Below are 17,436 nucleotides of genomic sequence, written 5' to 3'. Positions count from 1 at the left end.
GGATAATACTCCTTTCCTAATAGAGGCCTTCGCCTTCATTCAATTTCTTCACAATCAGATTCACCGTCACCAGCAAAATCACATTGATAACCGAGTTGAACAATCCAACTGCCGCAGAATAAGCGTAATCTCCAGACTGTAGCCCCACCTTATAGACATACGTGGCAATAATCTCGGAGGAAGGCAGGTTCATGGACGTCTGCATCAGATAAGCCTTCTCAAATCCAATGGACATAATCCCGCCAGCTGCAAGGATAAAGACGATGGCCATAATCGGACGAATCGTTGGAAGGTCAATGTGGCGAATACGCTGAAGGAGATTGGCTCCATCCAGATTAGCCGCATTGTGCAGCTCTGGATCAACATTGGCCAAAGCCGCGACGTATATGATGGAAGCCCAGCCTGCTCCGGTCCAGATATCGGACAAAATGTAGATCCAGCGGAAATATTCCGGTTCAGACATGAACATAATCGGCTGACCTGTAATCCATGTGGCTAATTGATTAATCGGCCCTGTCGGTGAGAGGAAGATGAACAGCATACCCACAACAACGACAACCGAGATGAAATTGGGTGCGTACAGAAACAATTGAATATTTTTCTTGATGCCAGCTTTGCGTACCTGATTCAGCATGAGTGCCAGTAAGATGGGCACCGGGAAACTGAATATCAATCCCAAAAAGCTGAGTTTAAGCGTATTCATTAAAATGATATCGAAATTGGGTGAAGCTATAAATTTCTCAAAATGCTTCAGTCCTACCCAATCACTACCCATGATGCCTTTGATCGGACTGAAATCCTTAAACGCAATGATGGCTCCGTACATCGGAATGTACTTGAAGATAAGAGTCAAAATTAAGGCTGGTGCAAGCAACATATATAAAAAGTAATTTTTTTTGAGCTGCTGCAACCTATGACCGCTTGTCGTCCTCACTTTCAGTACCCTTCCTTCGCCCTTTTTTCTGTCGGCTATGTTATCCAACACGATACCCCCGTTCATTCTAGAAGTTGACAATTGTTTTCAGTAAGGGCTTTCAATATTTACAATTGCCTATTTGATAATTTACAATTTATCAGGTTACAACGGATTTAGTCAATACGTTTTGTAAAAAAATATTTGTGCATTTGATCATTTTATCTTTGCATTAATGTAACTAAAGAGGATTAAATTTGCATATATACAGCACTGAATCGTTAATACCCGCACAGATATTTCTATATCATTACTGTAATAGATTATCATTGTTACACTAATTAACAAAACTTCTGGAACAATTATGAAAATAGAATTCGACTATATAAATGTAAATGTAATTGTGCATTTGTAAAACAGAGATTGCTATTTGTCCCGTTCTATTATACATTTGACTTAGAGAAGAATATGGATGACTATTGATGATTAGAGGTGAAGCATTAGATGGCAAAGGAAAAAGTCACGATACAAGACATCGCTGATGCTTTGGGGATCTCCAGGAATACGGCTTCCAAAGCATTAAATGATAGCGGAAACATCCCGGATGAAACCCGAAATCGTGTAATTAAAAAAGCAATTGAACTTAAATATAAACAGTTTGCCTATATGGACAATGAGCATGTTCTAACCAAGGCTCCGGGTAATATCGCCCTGTTAACTGAAAACCTGCCTAATACATCTCACTTTGGTTCGTTGTTAATCAGTGGTCTGGAGAAAAGAATCAGTGCGGAGGGATACAATCTCTCGATTCATATCGTGCGTGAAGACGATCAAGATACACTTACACTTCCCAACAATTTTGATATAGCCAAAGTAGACGGCATCATTTGCATTGAATTATTTGATCTGGAATATACACAGCTGATTACCGATCTGGGCATTCCCACCATCTTTATCGATTGCGCTTCCAACATATGTTATCCCGAATTCCAAGCAGATCTGCTACTCATGGAGAATGAACATAGCATCTATCAGTTAACCACAAAATTAATTGAGAGCGGCTACACAAGTATTGGATTCGTCGGAGATTACAATCACTGCAAGAGCTTTAATGAACGATGGGTTGGATATCAGCGTGCTATGCTGGAGGCGGGGTTGCAGGTCGACCTGTCCCATTGCATCGTAGATAATGATCGCCTGTGTTTCTCCAAGCCAGGATGGTTGAACCAGCGAGTGGCAGAGCTGGCCTCCCTACCTTCCGCTTACGTATGCGCTAATGACTTTATAGCAGTTGATCTGATTAGAGCGTTAAAAGACAGAAATGTCGCTGTGCCACAGGATATTGCGATATGCGGATTCGATAATGCACCCCAATCTCGAATTATTGAGCCAGCATTAACGACGGTTCATATTTATAGCAATGAGATGGGCATTAAAACTGCGGAGATGCTGTTAGCCCGGATTAATAGCCCGACACAGCCATATCAGGTCTCCCACATTGTGACCAAACCCATCATCAGGGAGTCCACACCAGCAATCATGGCCGATCATTCTCAGATGGTTCATAGTTCTGCAAAATAAAAAAAACGTATGTCTCACGAGTAACAGCTCGTGAAGCATACGTTTTTTTGTGGTTTCGATTGGGTTGGATGAAAACTCTATCCTATCCATCGCGGCCTAAATAAAAATCATCTCGCGATTAGATCTCTTTCAAGATGCCTTTTACAAGTCCGATAAAGGTTGTTTTCACTTGCGCAGCCACTTCAATAACTTCATCATGACTTAACGGCTGATCCAAAATACCACATGCCATGTTGGTCAGACAGGAAATGCCCAGTACCTTCATACCGCCATGAATGGCAACAATGGCTTCAGGTACCGTGGACATCCCCACTGCATCCGCACCCATCGTACGAATCATGCGAATCTCCGCTGGTGTCTCATATGCCGGGCCACTCCACCATGCATAGACACCTTGCTGCAAGCCAACATTCTGCTCTTCTGCAACCTTAAGGGCAATACTGCGCAGTTCACGATTGTATACCTGTGATACGTCTGGGAAACGAACACCCAGTTCGGCGTTATTCGGCCCCATCAACGGGTTATTGCCTACAAGGTTAATATGATCTGTAATGAGCATCAGTTGACCCGGCTCAAAGCTTGTGTTGATGGCTCCGCAGGCATTGGTGATAAGCAATTGCTCGACACCCAGCGCCTTCATGATCCGAACGGGGAAAGTCACTTCGTCCAATGTAAAACCTTCATAATAATGAAGGCGGCCTTTCATCGCTACAACCGTTTTGCCCATCAGTTCACCAATAACCAATTCATTGGCATGACCGATAGCCTCCGATTGAGCGAAATACGGAATATCTGTATACGGAATAACGGTCGCATTTTCAATCTCGTCCGCGAGCGCTCCCAGTCCAGAACCCAGAATCATGCCTACGGCAGGTTTGGTATGGATTCGGTTTAATATGTAATCTCTTGCTTCCTGAATATGTGCGGATTGATGCATAATGATATCCTCCTGATGATCTGAATTGAGTTAACAAAAACTGAGTTAATGAGGTGTTACTCATCAAGTGTAATGAACAATGGTCTTGATGTAAATGAAAGCTGTTCTATATACAATAAAAAAACGACCCTATGCTCCAGAATCGTTTAAAAACATGGACATCCCCTAATCCAATGTATATTTGTTTCTACTTTTCATGTAATCGATTGTCATAATCAGCAACAGCATCAATGTAGCAAACATCAGCGGTTTGGCAAAAGTACCTTCTTCAAAAATATAATAACTAAATATAAAATTTCCGGCAAAAGTAATTAAATAGTTTCGGATGCAATCCATCTTCTCATCTCATTTCAGGAAAGAATTTGGTTCACCATTTCTTCAACCCTATCACATAATCCCATTTAATACCATATTTTTATCATCTATACAAATCAACGCCTCTAATCATGCACGAGATAACCGCACTGTATAATCTATATTGACTACAGCAAAAAATCGGCCACATCGTGACCGATTCTCTCCACTTATCTGATGTTCAGGACATAGAATTAATGATACGCCAAAATGATTCCTTTGGCTGCAACTGCTGATCAAAAACAAAGGGCCAATTTTTTCGCCCACGAACCGGGAAATGGTCGAGCCAGGTATAATTGTCCGCTACTCCCCAGAACGTCACAGAGGTAATGGATGATTTATACTCACGGAACAAATTGAAGATTTCCTCATATCGACGCTCCTGTAGCTCAGCCATCTCCGAAGTTGGCGCGGTGAGGTCCGTTCGACGATCCTCATGACGAAACACGGACATATCCAACTCCGTAACATGCAACTGCACATCCAGTGAAGCATAACGCTCAATAGCCATTCGGATCTCCTCAATCGAAGGACCATGAATATTCCAATGCCCCTGCAACCCAATCCCGTGTACAGGCGCTCCCTTGTCCAGCAAAGACCGAACCAGATTGTAGATCTTCTCCCGTTTGACCGGATCCGTCTCATTGTAGTCATTATAGAAAAGAAGAGCATTTGGATCAGCTTCATGAGCCATACTGAACGCTTGCAGCAAATAATCTTCCCCCACCAGCTCTAACCACTTCGTGTCCCGCATGAACAGGTCGGTCTTATCTTCAACAGCTTCATTGACGACATCCCACGCATATATTTGCCCCTTATACCGACCTACTACCGTATCAATATGTTGCTTCAAGCGAGATAATAACAGCTCTCTGGAAGCGGGAGCACCTGAGGTATCCTCAAAGACCCATTTCGATGTTTGATTATGCCAGACCAAAGTATGTCCGCGCACCCCAATCCCTTGGGCAACAGCAAAATCAACAATTTTATCCGCCGCCTCAAATGAATAACGATCCTCTTCCGGGTGAATTTCTTCGAATTTCATCTGATTTTCAGCTGTGATACTATTGAAGTGTTTGGCGATGAAATCCGCTTCGGACTGCAACATTCTGGTATGTACAGCAGCACCTATTTTGAACGTATTAGCGTACGCAGCATGTAATGATGGAATTTCAGTTGGCATTTACAATTCCTCCCTGCCAGTTTTTATCCATCATATCGTTTTTTGAATGCGCTTACAATGAACAAATTATACTTCTTCCCCCTCATATTTAACTATTTATGATCCTCGGCCCTGTTTGCACAACAAAAAACACCTCCACGTATGTCCGACTGCTCATCTAAACAGAACATTTCTCGGAAGGTGTTTTGTGATCGGGCTGTTCAATTAAATTCAACTCATATACAAAGAAGATATGAAGCCTTACAGCTTGTCCACCTGTAACAAGGTCACCTGTTTCACTGTGCATGCCGGGTTAATTTGTTCCTCGGACAGAATGTTCAGCTTGATGAGGCTTTTCAGCTTATGGCTGTCTACCTTGGATAACAATCGCCAGATGTCCGGGTCTGGAAGAGAAGCATACAGCTTCTGATCATCGTATTCCTTCCGGTTCTGAAGCACTGTTTTCACGGTGTAACCACCAACCTGCGTCTCATAGACCCCTTGTTCTGCACAATACGCGACAATCTCATCTCGTAGTACAGACAACTGCTGCTCAATATCTTTTTGCTGCTGTTTCAGTTCGAAGTAAGTTTGCACTTTCTGCTCCATATCAATCACGCTCCTCTACAATCATAGGTATGCGAGGATCGCTAGTTTAGGACTGGCTGTTTATTTTATTTAAAAAAAGTGGTCTTTCTATTACTTAGTCGTATACTGTCGTCATTTTATATCCTCGTATTACGATTACAGCAGATTCTCATGCAAATATGAATTATGGACAGCCATGTTGTGCACCCGTTGCATTACATTTGGCCCCATGGGTACATCCCCAACGCGCTTTAACAGAATCCAGCGAAGACAAGCTACAGCTTCAAAAACCTGCTCCTCTTCCAGCGTGTACGTATAACTTGCAGAACGTGCAAATTGAGCGTGATACATCTCACCATAACTTTCCCCATTATAGATCGTGATCAGAAACACAGACCATGCCATATCGTACCTTGGATCACCATATTGCCCATTAGTCCAATCGATGATGGTGTAATGGTCGTCCATCTCAAGAATGTTTCCCAGATTATAATCGCCATGAATCAAGCGATCCTGTCTGATCTGGACCTGCTGGATCAAGTTTGCCAGAAGATCATTTATATCGTCATGTAACTCAATTTGAGGAAAAAAGTATTGAACAAAATCGTACCTGAATATGTATTCTTCATCTTCTCCAGTACCCACTTCATTCACCGGATAACGATGGACCTCCATTAATCGCTCAGCCAAATGTGTCAGTTTGGTTTGTGTTAATTGGGTAATCCGCTCTCCATCATAGCTCGTTAACAGCACTTGATTCTCTTGCTCGTCTAATCCCCAACCGTAGGGTTTGGAAACACGAATTCCACTTTGATAAAGCTTGGACAATAGTCGATATTGTTTGGCGATATCCGGTTTAGAATCCTTGTCCCAGACTTTCAAGACGTACCGCTGATCTCCCATTTCGATTTTCATCACAGTTGCTTCTAGTCCAGGTGACAAGGGAATGATCTGATACTCCTGTTTAATCACCTGCTGAATACGTTCATCCAGTTCTACCCAATTCACCTGGCTATGTTGAATCATCACTTCTCCTCCGTTCATTCATGTCATGCCGCTCTCTCCCTGTTAGTCAGGTATAATCAGGCCTTTGCCAATGACATTGGCGGATACTGGCTGTTTGCCCAATTCTCTGGCCCATACCGACAGCTGTCCCATATGGTGAATCTCATGGGCGATCACATGTCGCATAACTTCTCCCCATGAATCTGTACTGGCCTTGCCAGCTGAGCGATGATCAATATAAGCTCTTTTTTCCATACTCGAATCCCATGCTGTAACCAATGCCTCCACATCAGGACGTAACTTGCGATCGAGTCGCCTTACCGCCTCAAGATTCTGGTAGTTTGCAAAATCTTCTGCATCATCCGGTTTGCCCTGTAGCAACTGAAGCCAGCTCCACTCTACATCAATGATATGAAATAATGTTTGTAATATGTTGCCTACTCCGCCCGTGCGAGGCCGAAGCAATTCTTCAAGCGGTACATCTTCACACCACACATACCATTGCTCACGCACCATCCAGTTATAACGAAAGAATGTTTCCATTGGTATATTCCCCTTTATCGATGTTTTTCATAGAGATTTGATCAATTCTGTATGGGCAAAGGTATCCTCCGAATGTTTACACTTACCACTCCGATGACAGAACAACCTTCCGATCGCTGTTATCCCCAGATTTTTTTGATTCATTTTATAATGGGAAACTCCGGGGATAAGCCTATGCTTCCGATGCAGCTTTCTTTCAGAAAGCTATTAGGCGAACACTTCGCTTCTTCAGGTTTTTTCTGTCCTCTCCGTTTCGTGTAAATATTCTGTTGAATTTATTTAGTTAATTTCTTTTTTATATACAAGATTACATGAATACCTGCATAAATAAACAGGACATTGAACAAATATAGAAGTACATTTAAATGGATACCAGATATAAACCAGATTGTTCCCTCAGAATTAGCATAATGATAATCCGTAAAAAATCGGAGCGGGAAACCATACTCTGTTCGGAGCGGTCCATCTTCAGTATGTAAAGTTCCAGGAATACATAGGATGGCTAATACAGCAAGCCAGGCTGATAGATTCATTATTCTTTTGTTAATCGTCAATACATCTCCCCCTTATTCAACACTAACGGTATCTTCACCAAAATACGTCCCTTCCAACTTTTGATCCAAAAAATTATCTTAAGTCCTTTTGATCAAGTATATATTTCGAATCTCTATTAAATCTGCTTTTTGTGGATACAATAATCTGTTTCCGATTGTATTGAATCGTAACTTTAGCGTTATGCTTTAATTTCAAAGCAATTCCCGCACTAATGCTTCCTGTGACATCATCTACTGGTATTTTGGCTGATTCCGGGGCTGCATTCAGCCAGCCGACTATACGGCTAATGTCTTCTTTACTTAACGTAACATTGTCAATGCTAACGTGTGCTCCACCGTCACCTGTCCTGGTGTACACGACTATGCTCATCTCTGTGCTTATCACTTGATTTCTTGAAATCGGCTTATTTGGATCAGGGTTACTCGTGATTAGAAAATACAAAAACATGATTGCCGCACCTATGAAAAACCAGAATCGCCTACGTTTTCCTAGCATTACAACGCATTCTCCATATCCACCACGTTGGCAAACAGTCTCAGTACCGTATTGTGATGTGCAATAATCTGCTCCGCTTGAAGCGTCTTTGAATTCCATGTGCTGTGCGCATCTTGAACCAGATTGACCGTGTATCCCAGACTGTACGCTCTGCGGCATGTCGTGTCTACACATACCTCGGTCTGCATTCCCGTAAGGACTAACTCCTTCACGCCATTATCTTGCAATTTCAGATGCAGATCGGTTTTGTGAAACGAATCCGGTGTCTCTTTTTCGATAACAAGGTCACCAGCTATAGGTGCAATGGACGGATGGATGTCCCACCCCGGTGTTCCTCGTTCCAGTGGACTGCCTGCCCCTTCGCTGTGCTGGATATATATGATGGAATGCCCTGCTTCACGGGCTCTGGCAATTAACACCTGGATCTTCTGAAGCAATCGTTCCCCCTGATAGACGGGATCTGCTTCATCAAACATCGCTACCTGTATGTCAATGATTAGAAGTGCACAATGTGTTGTCATTTTGCTTTCCTCCTGACAAATCAATTTAATTCAACTCTTTTTTCTTTGCTTTTTTAACAAAACTTCCAATCCCATATCAATCAGTACAAATAGAATAGCAGCAAGAATGCCAAATAAGGTCAGAACTAACGTCTCTTTGAAATCCAAGATTGCTTCTCCTGCGCCCATGACCAGATAATAGATGTACATGCCTAGAACTCCAGCACATGCATAGCCTAATATCCTCGTACTTAGGTACAACACATGATTAGGGAATTGTATGCGGCTGAGCAGATAGTCTAGCAATATCGATAAAGGTAGCCCGATCAACAGGATCACGGGAGTCACGTATATCAGATAAATAAGAATGTAAAAATCAAAACTGTAGGATTCATTCATCGATATGAGACTCGCAGCCAAAGTAAAACAAATGATGGTTAGAACGGTAGTTATCAGCTTTCTTCCCATGTTCATCTCATCACTCCAATACAGTTATCTCTATTCATTGGATGTGCTCATGCGTCAGATTTTGCCGGCTGCCATCCGATTTCTTGAGACCAACGATGTGCTCTCTGTAATATGCTCCACACCATTGGTCCTTTTCCTTCAACATATTTGGGACGCTGATCTTTATACAATGACATGAGTCTGTGCTTTTCTTCTGCATATTTCAAACAATCTTCTGGATGCTCCCTTAAATAGTCTCTGAACAGCAAGGTCATCTGCTCGGAGAAACTGCCTACCTGTCTAACGTGTATATGTATCCTTCTGCTTCCGGGTTCTTCACGAAAGTAACGTTTAGTTTTATCTGAATTTTCTGCTCTGAATACAAATCCGACTGTTTCGATCTCATGTTTGTAGTCCAACAGATTCTCATACTGGGAAACAGATATTTGTATATCTATGATGGGTTTGGCATCTATTCCCACAATTGAAGTGGACCCAACATGGTCAATCCGCACGGCCTTTTCTCCTAACGCTTCTCTTAATTTCGAACCCGTTTCGAGAAACAAATCACGCCATGCCGGGTCATATTTTGCGATTCTCCATTGATCCTCCATACAACTCCTCCTTGGTTATCCAATCAAACTATATAATTAAATAACACGTTCTTTTAACCTTTTGTTACATGTAGATTATTTAGTGATGCCATATAGATATCATGCAAAATCATCATTATTTATCCCTAGTTCTATTTGTTTTTGGGATTCGATCATATATTCGTACACATCATCAATTTCTGTTATACCTTTAATATTCTTTTTTAACAGTTCAATAATTAATTTATAATCACTCTCTCGCATCTTTATATCTTCCATATAGTTATCGTTATAGTCATTCATAAAATCTAATTTGTTCTTATAAAATCGAAATCTCTCCAAAACATATACTTCCTTAAGGTTAATAAATAATGCTACAAAATCCTTAAGGTTTCTGGCCACTAACGTTACTTGATTACCAAACGCAGTAGGTTGGATAAAGATAACCGGAGCTTCTTCCAAATCACTAATGGATTTGTTGAACGTAAAAAAAGCAAAATGGTCACCGTCTGCCCCTGTTCTTCCAAATATGATGGCATCATCTGGCGTACAATAGTATCTATCATCATCATTGTTAAAACTAATATAAAAACCCATATAATCGTCGATGGTTCCAACATGTTGTTCACGTAATTTCTTATCTATTCGAACGATGTCTACTAAGGATTCTGGCATTTTATAATGTACTTGCAAGTTTAAATCACTCTCTTCTATTGGCATTTATTAATATATCTATATTTTGACACAAATTTAAAAAAAGAGAAGGCCCCTTTGGGCCTCCCCTTAACTTCTCAGTGATAATCACACTTGAAATTTGTAAACTCAGCTAAAGTATCTTGCCCGCTCGCGTATAACCCAATAAGTACGCCTGTAAAACCTCCTGCCACCTCCGAGGATAGGTATCTCGTCTGTGCCGTGCCTAGCAGAATCTCTTCACCATCTGTTTGAAACAGGAAACTGTAGCGTTCTTGGTTTGAGCGGATCACCAGCGTTGCATGCTGTTTATTTCCCAGATCCACTTCATGTTCTCTCGATTTGATATCACCGATATTTAGACGCTCGACCACCTTATAACCGTCCTGCTGCCCACGAATAGCCACTTCATAATGATGATTCTCATCCATGTAGATCGTGATCCCGGCTTCTCCACTCGTCAGACTAACATCGACTGAAATTGTTGCATTAAAGTCTTTTTGACGTAACCCAATGAACGTTGGGGATGCCGGAACGTCAAGCGTTACATCGGTTCCTGTTAGCGTAAGCTTATCTGATTCAAGCTGATAATGCTCTGCATTTGGATGACGAAGATAACACCAGTCGAGGTTCCAGTCTGTATTTTCAAACGTGTAATTCTTCTTATCCTGCTGGATCACCGTATCCGGGATACGATTGGTCTCAAAACTCGTCAGTGTTGTTCCTTCATGCCCGGCTGTAAACCATCCGTCTTCATCAAACGTAATCGGAGTCAGAAATACTTCTCGGCCCAAATGATGGTACGTAGCCCATCTGCCGATCTGTCGAAATCCCAAGTGAAAGAGCCACCAGTTCCCCAGATCATCCTGAACTATATCACCATGCCCCACACCCTGGACCTCATACCCGCCCAGATTGCGATTGGTTAGAACTGGATTGTGCGCATAGGCTTCGAACGGTCCTGAAGAAGAAGTTCCCCGAGCATACGTAACCATGTGACCATACTCGGTGCCGCCTTCAGCTGCAAGCAGGTAATAATAACCGTTCATTTTATAAAGATGCGGACTTTCGAGATATCGTCCACCTGTTCCGTTCCATATTGAACGACTCGGGGTCAGTTTGCGGCCAGTTTCAATCTCAAGCTCACACTGGACAATTCCGCCAACGCCTTCATCATCCACGCCATTACTCATAAACAATGTTTTTCCATCTTCAAAATACAAATCGGGATCAATTCCGCCTTGATCCACATAGATAGGCTCAGACCATTCTCCGTAGATATTATCCGTCCAGACATAGAAATTCTGATGCGTCGTATCATTCGTTGTGACCATATAAAAACGCCCGTCATTATGCCTGATGGTTGGGGCAAATACACCCCCGGAGCTGTTCACCGTCTCGAGCTGAATCTGGCTTTTACGAGTCAGGCAGTGACCAATCTGCTTCCAATTCAGCAGATCCTTGCTTTCAAAGAGCGGTACGCACGGAAAATATTGAAATGAACTGCACACCATATAGTATGTATCGTGCACCTTAATCACACTAGGGTCTGGATAAAAACCTTTTACAACAGGGTTATTGTATTTCATTACTCCACTCCATCTCTTATCATAAAATTCACAAATATAAGAATTCAACTTCGTAACAACTACAAAAATTAAACACCATCGTGTGTAAACTTGCAATGAATCTGAATTGCATCTTGGAGTTAATTTTATTAAATTAATATATATGTGATTTTAGAAGATTGAGGGTAGGGAGTTGTAGAGATGATCAAAGCAAATGGGGAGCCCCAGTTCCTTCCTTTATATGAGGCGCTGGCAAGTGAAGTCAGATGGAGAATCATGGATATGATTGCAGATCGCGAAATGAATGTGAAGGATATTGCCGCAGTATTAGAGCTTAGCCCCTCCATTGTCACGATGCATATTCGCAAACTGGAGGATGCGGGTCTAATTGGCAGCAGACGAGTTCGGATCAACGGAGGGACGCACAAATTATGTTACCTCAAGCAAAATCAGATTGAGATCGAGCTGCCATCCCCAAGCCAAACTTCACGAACCAGAGAACAGACGATAGCCGTTGGACACTACACTGCTTTTGATATTCACCCTACCTGTGGGCTAGGAACACTTGAGAAAGAAATCGGCCTATGGGATGATCCCCGTTACTTCCTTGATCCCGAGCGGGTACACGCCGCTATCCTGTGGTTTGGGAAGGGCTATGTTGAATATAAAACACCTAACTTTGTCCTTCCTGACCAGACAACCGATGCTATTGAAATTTCAATGGAACTGGCGTCTGAAGCTCCGGGATTGCGAGATCATTGGCCTTCCGATATTCGTTTCACCTTCAACGGCGTTTCTCTCGGAACGTGGACAAGCCCTGCCGACTTTGGCAGAGCAGCACGCGGGAAATATACGCCGGAATGGTGGCATCGTAATGTAAATCAGTATGGATTGTTGAAGACTATTCGTATTGATGCCTACGGTACCTATATGGATGGTGAGCGGATGTCAGACGTTACTCTCAAAGATGTCAAACTAGGCGAACCGTTCTGGACGCTACGTTTCACGGTTGACGAGGATAGCCCCAACGTAGGTGGATTATCAATCTATGGTGCTGGTTTTGGTAACCATGATCAGGATATTGTTATTCGTGTATTGGGTTAAAGTGGCTAGCTGCGCTGCCCAAGAATCCTCCCTTTCCTGACCTACAGGAGAGGGAGTCATCCAAATGCTGCTCCTCAGCTAATTTTGAAACACAAGCCTAATCAATCTTTACCCTCGTTCTTTCAACAGGTCCTTAATTTCCCTTAACTCTGATAATATTTCTTTGGTGTGCTGGCTATTTTTGGAGTTATCTATTCCAACTTTCACAACATAAATACCGAGGAACAGATACACCACCAACATAATGATCATTCCCATGTATATCTCTCCTTTCGAAAGTAGCAGCACATTGCTACGAACGTTTACTATCCTCTCTCTCCAACTGATTGCCATGGAATGCCTTCAAAATAAATGGCAACCTTCATTGTGATTCCTCCTCAGGAATATACATCGTCTGAATCTCCTGCACACCCGGAATAAATCCCAGATTCAGATACACGGACTCCGCATCATTTCCTTGCATCACATACAATCGTAGAACGGGATACTTACCCTTAAGTTCATTTAATGCTCTCTGTAACATCAGTGTAGCAAGCCCTCTTCCTCTATATGCCGGCCGAACCCCTATGCTATATACAGCAGCCTGATTATCTTGCAAGCACAAGCGACAATTTGCAATAAGCTGTCCCGTTTCCTTGTCATATACAAGCGTGGACGCTTCGGTCAGAATTTCATTGGTATAATTAGGGTCATCACTTGGTATAAAATCTGCAAGCGTGGTATGTTTTCTTCGTGTAGCTTCAAGACTTCCTGCAAAACTCTCCATGTCACATTGAGCAATTTCATCTTCATTCACATATTTTTTGGTGCCGGTTTCACTTTCAATAGTCTCTGGACTCTTCACGGTTACCCTGCTGTCCCATTCGATTTCAAAATGATCTGTCGGCCGCTGCATCCAGCGACATCTGAACTCCACTGGCCAGAATCCAGCTCGTGCGTATAGATCAACTTGGTCTGGAAGAATCTCAAAGGTCAGAATACGTTTGGTGCGATCCGACCACTGTAATAATTTATGCTTCAGAAGCTTCAATACATCAAAGCACTGCTGGAATGGCGGGACAAAAAACAAATGATACATCCGGTTAGGCTCCATTCTCACGCCACCTATTTTGCTTTCCCCCTTGTAAATCCAGTACGCACTGATCTTGGAAGAACTAAACTCTTCTTCTCTGAAAAATCCGACATAACGCATATCATAATAAACCGTGCAATATAATCCCCATTCAGCAAAATCAGCTTTGCGAATCGAATATTCATCCGACAGATTATATTGAAGAATATCTGTAGACCACTCAGTTAAACCCATACGTAATTCCTCCTCAGTTTTAATTAAATGGCAAGCAATCAAATCATTTTTCTATACGCCACCCCGTGAACATCAAAATACCAATTTCCCGTTAATTCTTCTTCTCCGTGGATTACATCCGCATTGGTCAGCAAATGGTACGCACCTTCGAGAATTTCCGCCCGATCAGGCTGATCGGTTTCCAATATCAGTTGGTTGATCAATTGCCGCGCGATTCTTTGGTACATATCCATCACAGCCAATAATTCTTCCGTGATTTCCTGGGTTATCGCCTTCATACCTTCATATCCTTATCCGGGTATCCAATTTCTGCAATTTCACCTTCGATATCACTTAATTTCAGTTCATCATTTAATTGCTGTAGTAAGACCTCATCGATCAGCTTCATATCAAATACCTGTTCAACCAGTTTGATATCCAACGCTATCTCGTAGTAATCCTGTGCCCAAGCATGATAATATTTCGCGCCGCCTATCAAAATCTCTAACAGTTCGTATTCATGATCCCCAAGCTCCGTGCCCGCAGACCACCCTTCCTGATCCGCCACACTCCAGATACAGAACGTCGTCTGATCCATTACAAATGCCGGCTCTACCACAAAAGTATTAAATGCTTCTGGAACGCTTTTTACCACCTCACTCCTATCAACCTTATGCTGAAGTGTATACTCTTTATCAAAGCCTTTAATAATTAGCCCATTCGGACTGAATATTGCAAAATAATGATCTCCTTGCCCATTTCTCATGGATGCCATTTGCTCATTCGTGTCCCACTGGGAATTATACGAGTAATACCTGTACTCCCATTCCGGCATCAAAATGGCATCCAGCATAGCTGCTGCCTTTAGAATCTGTTTGCATTCACTAATGTGAGGAAGTTTATCAAAAAAATTAAGATTACCCATCGTGTGATATTGCCTCCTTCACCCTTTCAAATGGAATAATTAGTTGCCCGACCTTGCGGTTAGCAAGGATATAATAACGTATCCAAAAAGTTGAACCGCAAATACAATGACAACAAACTCAACCATTATGCTGTTCGCTGCATTAAAATCATTCACAAGATCCACGAAGATCTTCCCAGGTCGGGATAATATATCCCACGAATTCCACCGATTAAATCTACCAATGTAAACCCCTATACTGCTCAATAGCAAAATAACACCGACAACCATCATGCTAATGTACTTATTTATTAATTTGTTTAACATGCCATGGATTTGAATGATTGAACAAGTTGAGAGCAGCAATCCGATGATCGCTACGGCAAACGTCAGGGTGAGTCCATACCAAAATCAATATTAACCCAAAATCTAACCTCCCCTTGAGCATCAAAATATCTGAATGAATGCAGAATCTCCGTAAAAAGGTAGGCCGCATTGGGCAGAAAAAAGAGCCATACTCCACACATCAGCCCCATACATATCATGCTCGTTGTGGTTAATTTCTTATTGAATATGTATCTAATGCAGGATGAGATGATGAATGGTACCCATGCCAGGAACATATCCCAACTTAAAAATCGATACATATTCGTATCTGTTTGGGCACGTAAATACATCACAACACCTAGACAACATAAAGTAGCCACGAGCAAGGTAACGATGAGTCGGAGATCTTGAACCGGATGTTTGTTATCTTTCATTTCTTTGCTTCTACTTCCTTTTCCTTGATGAATGTTATAAGTTATAAATACTTTTTAAATGCCTTGCTGGATTCTCCGTTGTACCCCAATTTCGTATAAAAGTGATGTGCTTCGTTTCTGGATGATCCGCTCGTAAGAAACACCTTCACACAATTTTTCTGCACACATACATGCTCTATATGTTTCATCAATTCAGATCCATATCCCTTGCTCTGCACATGTTCCGTAATGATAACCCGCTCAACTACGCCGAACGGTCTATTTTCCACCAAAGCATCCAGACAAATATGTAAATGAGCCGTGCCAATCACCTGATCACCCAGTTCATACACCAACAAGAAACTGTTTGGGTTATTCCGAACTTCTTCAATGCGCTCTGCCAGTACTTTTGTGTTTAAGTTGTTCGGCAATAATTCTTTATACAGTCTTTCGATAACCGCTGCATCCCTGGCTTCTGCCTCTCTTATCATCAAGCTTACCCTCCCTATTACCTCACTTGAAAACTTAAAATGATATCACCGTTGTCTTCAAACTCTCCCGTGTCCTGAAATCCGCAACGTTTGTACAGCGCATTTGCCGCAATGTTATGTGGAACATGGGATACCCTGATTTGCTGGCAGTCACTTCTCTCTTGCAACATACGAACCACTTCTTGAATAGCAAGTTTGCCGTAACCCTTCCCCTGGTACTTCTCATCAATCATGAAGCGCAGAATCCAGTAATACCCGTCATTGTAGATCTCGTTATCAAATAAAATAAAACCAACCATCTGATCCTCTGCCAAAATGCCGTATGGTTTGGACGTAATCTCCTTCGTCGCATGAATCAATGAATCCGCATTGCTAGCTACCAAATCTAGCTGATCTTCCCGTGGTTTAAGGTGGATGCACTCAAGTTCATTTTCTTTGGTTATAGGTCGTAACGTCACTTGCTCCATACCCACAATCCTCTCTCCTTGCAGCTTATTTACTAGATTTTCTTGATCAATATAATCTCCAAAGGTTGTGTATCCAGCAACAGAGCCCCTGCATCAACATACCCCAGCTTTCGATAGAAATGTTGGGCATGTTCGTCTGATTGCGTTGAAGTCATCACCGTATCAAAGCCTTGTTGCTTCATTAAATTTTCCCAGTGATGTACCACTTTTTTGCCATATCCGCCGTTTCGATAGGGTTCATCAATCCAGATCATATTCATGAAGGGAAGGTTATCCCAAAAGTACCCGTACCTCATCCATCCAACTCTTGATCCCTCGTCCTCGTCCCATAGGATGAATATTTCTTTCTCACTAATCTTCGTTTTCACAAGTGGCTGATGGATATGCCGATCTCTTTCAATGATGTAGTCGTAGTCAGCTTCCCTTGCATACTCAATCTTCATTTGTAATACTCCCTTCATTAACTACGTCCATCATAACCCAAAATGTGGTATATGCGAACAGTTCTTTC

Annotated in this window: 24 protein-coding genes and 1 pseudogene; 2 read left to right on the top strand and 23 right to left on the bottom strand. The window is 42.1% G+C overall.

Annotation, left to right across the window (positions count from 1 at the left end; genetic code table 11):
- Positions 1-16 precede the first annotated feature (16 nt).
- Positions 17-877 (bottom strand): ABC transporter permease, encoded by an 861-nt coding sequence (locus tag PAEAM_RS23295; RefSeq protein ID WP_223200008.1) that lies wholly within the window; start codon positions 875-877, stop codon positions 17-19.
- Positions 878-1,417: 540 nt separating this feature from the next.
- Between PAEAM_RS23295 and PAEAM_RS23290 the strand changes: the two genes are divergently transcribed.
- On the top strand, positions 1,418-2,494 hold the full coding sequence (locus PAEAM_RS23290) for a LacI family DNA-binding transcriptional regulator (protein WP_047843982.1): 1,077 nt from the start codon (positions 1,418-1,420) through the stop codon (positions 2,492-2,494).
- A 118-nt stretch (positions 2,495-2,612) separates the two neighbouring features.
- Here PAEAM_RS23290 and PAEAM_RS23285 read toward each other — a convergent pair whose 3' ends face one another.
- From PAEAM_RS23285 to PAEAM_RS23230, 13 genes are all read right to left on the bottom strand, one after another.
- Positions 2,613-3,431: a purine-nucleoside phosphorylase gene (locus PAEAM_RS23285; protein ID WP_036617166.1), complete on the bottom strand. Its 819-nt coding sequence runs from the start codon at positions 3,429-3,431 to the stop codon at positions 2,613-2,615.
- 165 nt (positions 3,432-3,596) lie between these two features.
- A complete protein-coding gene (locus PAEAM_RS31955) occupies positions 3,597-3,767 on the bottom strand; it encodes a hypothetical protein (RefSeq protein ID WP_164783344.1) in 171 nt (56 codons plus the stop codon).
- Positions 3,768-3,966: 199 nt separating this feature from the next.
- Positions 3,967-4,968 (bottom strand): endo-1,4-beta-xylanase, encoded by a 1,002-nt coding sequence (locus PAEAM_RS23280; RefSeq protein ID WP_100529140.1) that lies wholly within the window; start codon positions 4,966-4,968, stop codon positions 3,967-3,969.
- A 240-nt stretch (positions 4,969-5,208) separates the two neighbouring features.
- The gene (locus tag PAEAM_RS23275) at positions 5,209-5,556 is read right to left on the bottom strand and encodes a hypothetical protein (RefSeq protein ID WP_081746078.1); all 348 of its coding nucleotides are present in this window, start codon (positions 5,554-5,556) and stop codon (positions 5,209-5,211) included.
- A 135-nt stretch (positions 5,557-5,691) separates the two neighbouring features.
- Positions 5,692-6,561 carry an aminoglycoside phosphotransferase family protein gene (locus PAEAM_RS23270; RefSeq protein WP_165790029.1) on the bottom strand — a complete coding sequence of 290 codons (870 nt, stop codon included), beginning with the start codon at positions 6,559-6,561 and terminating at the stop codon, positions 5,692-5,694.
- Positions 6,562-6,603: 42 nt separating this feature from the next.
- On the bottom strand, positions 6,604-7,083 hold the full coding sequence (locus PAEAM_RS23265) for a DinB family protein (RefSeq protein WP_100529138.1): 480 nt from the start codon (positions 7,081-7,083) through the stop codon (positions 6,604-6,606).
- A 275-nt stretch (positions 7,084-7,358) separates the two neighbouring features.
- Entirely contained in the window at positions 7,359-7,637 is a 279-nt protein-coding gene (locus PAEAM_RS23260; RefSeq protein WP_100529137.1) for a hypothetical protein, read from the bottom strand.
- Positions 7,638-7,710: 73 nt separating this feature from the next.
- Positions 7,711-8,007 (bottom strand): hypothetical protein, encoded by a 297-nt coding sequence (locus PAEAM_RS23255; protein WP_165790028.1) that lies wholly within the window; start codon positions 8,005-8,007, stop codon positions 7,711-7,713.
- Positions 8,008-8,132: 125 nt separating this feature from the next.
- Entirely contained in the window at positions 8,133-8,654 is a 522-nt protein-coding gene (locus tag PAEAM_RS23250; RefSeq protein ID WP_100529135.1) for a cysteine hydrolase family protein, read from the bottom strand.
- Between the two features lie 30 nt (positions 8,655-8,684).
- A complete protein-coding gene (locus PAEAM_RS23245) occupies positions 8,685-9,101 on the bottom strand; it encodes a hypothetical protein (RefSeq protein WP_165790027.1) in 417 nt (138 codons plus the stop codon).
- Positions 9,102-9,148: 47 nt separating this feature from the next.
- Positions 9,149-9,694, bottom strand: coding sequence for a GrpB family protein (locus PAEAM_RS23240; RefSeq protein WP_100529133.1), 546 nt, complete (start codon positions 9,692-9,694; stop codon positions 9,149-9,151).
- Positions 9,695-9,793: 99 nt separating this feature from the next.
- Positions 9,794-10,393 (bottom strand): hypothetical protein, encoded by a 600-nt coding sequence (locus PAEAM_RS23235; RefSeq protein ID WP_133120477.1) that lies wholly within the window; start codon positions 10,391-10,393, stop codon positions 9,794-9,796.
- A 71-nt stretch (positions 10,394-10,464) separates the two neighbouring features.
- Positions 10,465-11,955 (bottom strand): glycoside hydrolase family 43 protein, encoded by a 1,491-nt coding sequence (locus PAEAM_RS23230; RefSeq protein WP_100529131.1) that lies wholly within the window; start codon positions 11,953-11,955, stop codon positions 10,465-10,467.
- Positions 11,956-12,135: 180 nt separating this feature from the next.
- On the opposite strand from PAEAM_RS23230, the gene PAEAM_RS23225 reads away from it, so the two are divergent.
- Positions 12,136-13,038, top strand: coding sequence for an ArsR/SmtB family transcription factor (locus PAEAM_RS23225; protein ID WP_100529130.1), 903 nt, complete (start codon positions 12,136-12,138; stop codon positions 13,036-13,038).
- Positions 13,039-13,146: 108 nt separating this feature from the next.
- Here PAEAM_RS23225 and PAEAM_RS31950 read toward each other — a convergent pair whose 3' ends face one another.
- From PAEAM_RS31950 to PAEAM_RS23185, 9 genes and pseudogenes are all read right to left on the bottom strand, one after another.
- On the bottom strand, positions 13,147-13,296 hold the full coding sequence (locus tag PAEAM_RS31950) for a hypothetical protein (RefSeq protein ID WP_165790026.1): 150 nt from the start codon (positions 13,294-13,296) through the stop codon (positions 13,147-13,149).
- Positions 13,297-13,399: 103 nt separating this feature from the next.
- The gene (locus PAEAM_RS23220; RefSeq protein ID WP_100529129.1) at positions 13,400-14,344 is read right to left on the bottom strand and encodes a GNAT family N-acetyltransferase; all 945 of its coding nucleotides are present in this window, start codon (positions 14,342-14,344) and stop codon (positions 13,400-13,402) included.
- 38 nt (positions 14,345-14,382) lie between these two features.
- Complete coding sequence (locus PAEAM_RS23215; RefSeq protein WP_100529128.1) at positions 14,383-14,622, bottom strand: hypothetical protein; 240 nt, start codon at positions 14,620-14,622, stop codon at positions 14,383-14,385.
- The gene (locus PAEAM_RS23210; RefSeq protein WP_100529127.1) at positions 14,619-15,248 is read right to left on the bottom strand and encodes a hypothetical protein; all 630 of its coding nucleotides are present in this window, start codon (positions 15,246-15,248) and stop codon (positions 14,619-14,621) included. The genes PAEAM_RS23215 and PAEAM_RS23210 overlap by 4 nt, the downstream gene beginning before the upstream one ends.
- Positions 15,249-15,287: 39 nt before the next feature.
- Positions 15,288-15,623, bottom strand: a pseudogene (locus PAEAM_RS32775) (DUF1361 domain-containing protein); the annotation flags it as partial.
- A complete protein-coding gene (locus PAEAM_RS32770; protein ID WP_481856135.1) occupies positions 15,617-15,850 on the bottom strand; it encodes a DUF1361 domain-containing protein in 234 nt (77 codons plus the stop codon). The pseudogene PAEAM_RS32775 and the gene PAEAM_RS32770, both read right to left, overlap by 7 nt.
- 179 nt (positions 15,851-16,029) lie before the next feature.
- A complete protein-coding gene (locus PAEAM_RS23195) occupies positions 16,030-16,458 on the bottom strand; it encodes a GNAT family N-acetyltransferase (protein WP_207765597.1) in 429 nt (142 codons plus the stop codon).
- A 17-nt stretch (positions 16,459-16,475) separates the two neighbouring features.
- Positions 16,476-16,925, bottom strand: coding sequence for a GNAT family N-acetyltransferase (locus tag PAEAM_RS23190; RefSeq protein ID WP_243391457.1), 450 nt, complete (start codon positions 16,923-16,925; stop codon positions 16,476-16,478).
- Positions 16,926-16,957: 32 nt separating this feature from the next.
- The gene (locus PAEAM_RS23185; protein WP_100529122.1) at positions 16,958-17,368 is read right to left on the bottom strand and encodes a GNAT family N-acetyltransferase; all 411 of its coding nucleotides are present in this window, start codon (positions 17,366-17,368) and stop codon (positions 16,958-16,960) included.
- Between the last annotated feature and the right edge of the window lie 68 nt (positions 17,369-17,436).

This window comes from Paenibacillus sp. GM1FR (assembly GCF_002803315.1).
Classification (GTDB): domain Bacteria; phylum Bacillota; class Bacilli; order Paenibacillales; family Paenibacillaceae; genus Paenibacillus; species Paenibacillus amylolyticus.
Note: the sequence above shows the minus strand (reverse complement) of the source record. Positions and strands in the feature narration are given on the sequence as shown.